General features: G+C 65.8%; 2 protein-coding genes and 2 pseudogenes. 2 read left to right on the top strand and 2 right to left on the bottom strand.

Features of this window, described 5'->3' with window-relative positions:
- Window positions 1-255: 255 nt before the first annotated feature.
- Window positions 256-473, bottom strand: a pseudogene (locus Q1A87_RS23065) (transposase domain-containing protein); the annotation flags it as partial.
- A gap of 303 nt (window positions 474-776) precedes the next feature.
- Here Q1A87_RS23065 and Q1A87_RS23060 point away from each other — a divergent pair.
- Both Q1A87_RS23060 and Q1A87_RS23055 read left to right on the top strand, forming a co-directional pair.
- The gene (locus tag Q1A87_RS23060; protein ID WP_299657078.1) at window positions 777-956 is read left to right on the top strand and encodes a hypothetical protein; all 180 of its coding nucleotides are present in this window, start codon (window positions 777-779) and stop codon (window positions 954-956) included.
- On the top strand, window positions 943-3,015 hold the full coding sequence (locus Q1A87_RS23055; RefSeq protein WP_299657075.1) for a recombinase family protein: 2,073 nt from the start codon (window positions 943-945) through the stop codon (window positions 3,013-3,015). The genes Q1A87_RS23060 and Q1A87_RS23055 overlap by 14 nt, the downstream gene beginning before the upstream one ends.
- An 84-nt stretch (window positions 3,016-3,099) precedes the next feature.
- Here Q1A87_RS23055 and Q1A87_RS23050 read toward each other — a convergent pair.
- A pseudogene (locus Q1A87_RS23050) lies at window positions 3,100-3,402 on the bottom strand (transposase); the annotation flags it as partial.
- Window positions 3,403-3,446 lie beyond the last annotated feature (44 nt).

The following is a 3,446-nucleotide window of genomic DNA, read 5'->3' as shown; positions in this document are numbered from 1 at the left end:
AGCGCGTCTTTCTCTCGACCAGCGTCGCGACATTCGCGCCGCCGTGGCTGCGTTGGAAGATCATGAGATCGGCCTCCAGTTTCCGAACTGCTCCCGGTTTGCGGCTTCCTCAGGCCGCCGGTGGATCGAGCGGTTCTCCGGGAACACCGCCGCACGTGGCTTGCGGCCCAGGCGGACGCGCCGCTTCCTGCGCCGGTACGGTAGAAAGCGCGCGAGCCCTCGTTCGTAAGCGGCGTCTGCGGCCCACGAGGCGTTTCAGCTTGATGGCTTGAAGTTCCAAGGCAGCAAGTCGTCGATAGCGGACTGGGGGTGGCCGCTGGCGATCGCCTCGAGGGTCGCTTTGAGATAGGCGAAGGGCTCGACGCCGTTGATCTTCGCCGTTTCGATCAGGGAGGCGATGCGGCCCCATGCCTTGCCGCCCTCGTCATGGCCGCAAAGAGCGCGTTCTTGCGGTTCAGAGCCATCACCCGGACATTCTGCCCATGTCGGGCGGGAAGTTGTCGTTCACTATCGTTGGCATCCACTGCACGGTCGTCGCCTGCGGCAGCATTATGTTGAAGCCCGTCAGACCGGCGCCCTTGCGCATGTCGAGACGGCACCGGGTGTCGTCGTCGCCATTTCGGCGTGGATGCTGGATCCGGTGGCCTGTGTCGGGATGGAACTGGGGTCACCGCGCGCCTCGATTTCCGCCTTAGCTGAGCTTCATGACCTGCTCGCTCAGCGTGGATTGAGACGAAGCTCCTCCGGCGGCGCGCCCGTCGCCGAGGAGGAGCCCCATGAGCGACCCAAAGAAACCGACGCCGTCTGTGCGGCCACGCCAACTGATGATTGCGTTCGACTCGACACGGCTGTGCGGGATGAGCGCTGCGGAACGCCAAACGGCAGTGACGATACTCGCGACCCTTCTGACCGAGGCCGCCGCGCCCGGGACGGGAGGCGGCAATGACGAACGCTGAGATGCTCCCCGCCGCGGTCCTGTCCCGGAAGGCAGTGGTCTATGTCCGGCAATCGACTCCGGCACAGGTCGAGACCAATCTCGAGAGCCGGAGACGGCAATACGAGCTGGTCGAGGTTGCACGCTCCCGCGGATTTCGGAGTGTTGAGGTCATTGACGATGATCTCGGCCGGTCCGCGAGCGGCATGGTCGCCAGGCCGGGCTTCGAACGTCTGGTAGCGGCTTTGTGCGCCGGGGAGATCGGCGCCGTGCTGTGCTTTGACGCTTCGCGCTTGGCGCGCAACGGGCGCGACTGGCACCATCTGCTCGATCTCTGCGGGCTCGTCGAGGCGCGGGTGATCGATCTCGACGGGATCTACGATCCGTGTCGGCCGAACGACCGCCTGCTTCTGGGCATGAAGGGCAGCATCAGCGAGTTCGAGCTCGGCGTGCTTCGTGCGCGCATGTCCGATGCGGCTCAGGCAAAAGCGCGCCGCGGCGAACTCCGGATTGGGGTGCCGATCGGCTATATCTGGCATCGCGAGATCGGCCTCGGTCTCGATCCCGACCGGCGGCTCCAGGAGGCAGTCCGGCTGATCTTCGAGCGGTTCCGCCAGCTTGCCAGCGCCCGACAGACTTTGTTGTCGCTGACAGCCGAAGGGCTCCACTTTCCCCGGCCATCCGATGGCAAGCGCCTGACGAGCTTCGAGTGGACGCCGCTGCGCTATCGCAACGTGATCTCGCTCCTGAAGAACCCGTTCTACGCGGGTGCCTATGCCTACGGCAAAAGCGAGAAGCATGTTGTCCTTGTGGAGGGACGCGCTCGCAAGACCTACGGCCATGGCAAGCCGATGGCGGATTGGGACGTCCTGATCAGGGATCACCACGAGGGCTACATCGACTGGACGGAGTTCGAGCGGAACCAGACGACCCTCGCCGCCAACACCTATGGCCGGGCGGGCGGCGCGAAGTCCGGCCGCGGCGGACGGGCCCTGCTCGCGGGCATGCTGACTTGCGGCCGTTGCGGACGCGGTCTTGGCGTCGCCTACACGGGGATGTCGCCCGGACGGCCGGTCTATCGCTGCGATCGCCCCAATCTCGAGCTCGGATTGCCCCGTTGCCTGAGCTTCGGCGGCTCCCGCATCGACGCTGCACTCGCGGTGGAGGCCCTGCGCGTGGTAGAGCCGATGGCGATCGAAGCGGCGCGGGAAGCCGAGCGCATGACCGTGGAAGGCGAGGCCGAGACCCGACGGATGGTGGAACTCGACCTCCATCAGGCGCGCTACGAGGCTTCGCTGGCCGAGCGGCGCTACGCGGCGTGCGACCCGGACAACCGCCTGATCGCCGCCCAACTCGAGAAGAACTGGGAGGCGGCGCTGCAGCGCGTGGAGACCTGCACCGCCCGCCTGGATGCGCTGGCGCGGCCGACCGACACGCCACCAACCTTGGACTTCGGCGGCCTCGCAGACGATCTCGCGAGCGCGTGGAGCGCGCCCGGCGTCACGATGCGCACGCGCCAGCAAATGCTGCGCGCGCTGATCACCGGCATCATCGCCGATATCGACGAAACGGCACGGGAGGTGATCCTGACAATCCACTGGCGGGGCGGTCAGCATTCGCAGATCCGCGTTCGAAAGCCGAGGACCGGCGAGCATGGCTGCCGCACCCCGGACGAGGCGCTCGCTGTGATGGGACGCATGGCGGGCCGCTGGTCCGACGCCGACATCGCCGCGTCGCTCAACCGCATGGCCATCCGCACCGGTCAGGGCAAGACCTGGACGGCGCACCGTGTCGGGTCGATCCGCAAGGTCCACGGCATGCACGCCTATCGCTCGGCCGAGAAGAACGGCGACTGGCTGACCATGTCGGAAGCCGCCGCAAAGCTCGGCGTCACCAATCACGTCATTCGGCGTCTCATAACGGACCGGATCCTGCTCGCCGAACAGGTTGTTCCCGGCGCGCCATACCAAATCCGCGCCACGGACCTCGATGCCGACCGGATTACTGATGTCACCAACCGGAAATGCCGTCCGTGTCGCGTCGAGGACGAGAACCAGATTCCAATGTTTCCAGATACTTGAGAAAGGGGAGCATAATGAACACCTCGTGGCTATGGGACGGATCAGGTTCTCGACGCTGTTGGAGTCGATTTCGACGCGACCGTCGTGGAGGAAGGTCTGTAGCCCGTCCCAGTGGCGGTGGATGTAGGCGAGCTTCTCTCCGAGGCGGGACTTGGGCGAGACGCGCAGTCGTTGCGCCTGGAGCCAATCTCCGAAGGCGGCGACCAGGGGGACGGTTCGTGCCTGCCGGGCCAACAGCCGCTGGCCCGGCACGCTGCCGCGGATGTCGGCCTCCACGGCATAGACCTCTGCGATGCGCCGCAGGCCTTCGGCGGCGATCTCCGAGCCGTCGCGGTCGAACAATTCCTTCAGCTTGTGTCGCGTTGCCTCAAGGATATTGCTACCCATCGGCGCCGTTGCCTCATCTAATCTGTTACCTGCGAGGTTGGGCT

Origin of the sequence: uncultured Jannaschia sp., from assembly GCF_947494055.1 — a bacterium.
GTDB lineage: Bacteria > Pseudomonadota > Alphaproteobacteria > Rhodobacterales > Rhodobacteraceae > Jannaschia.
Note: the sequence above shows the minus strand (reverse complement) of the source record. Positions and strands in the feature narration are given on the sequence as shown.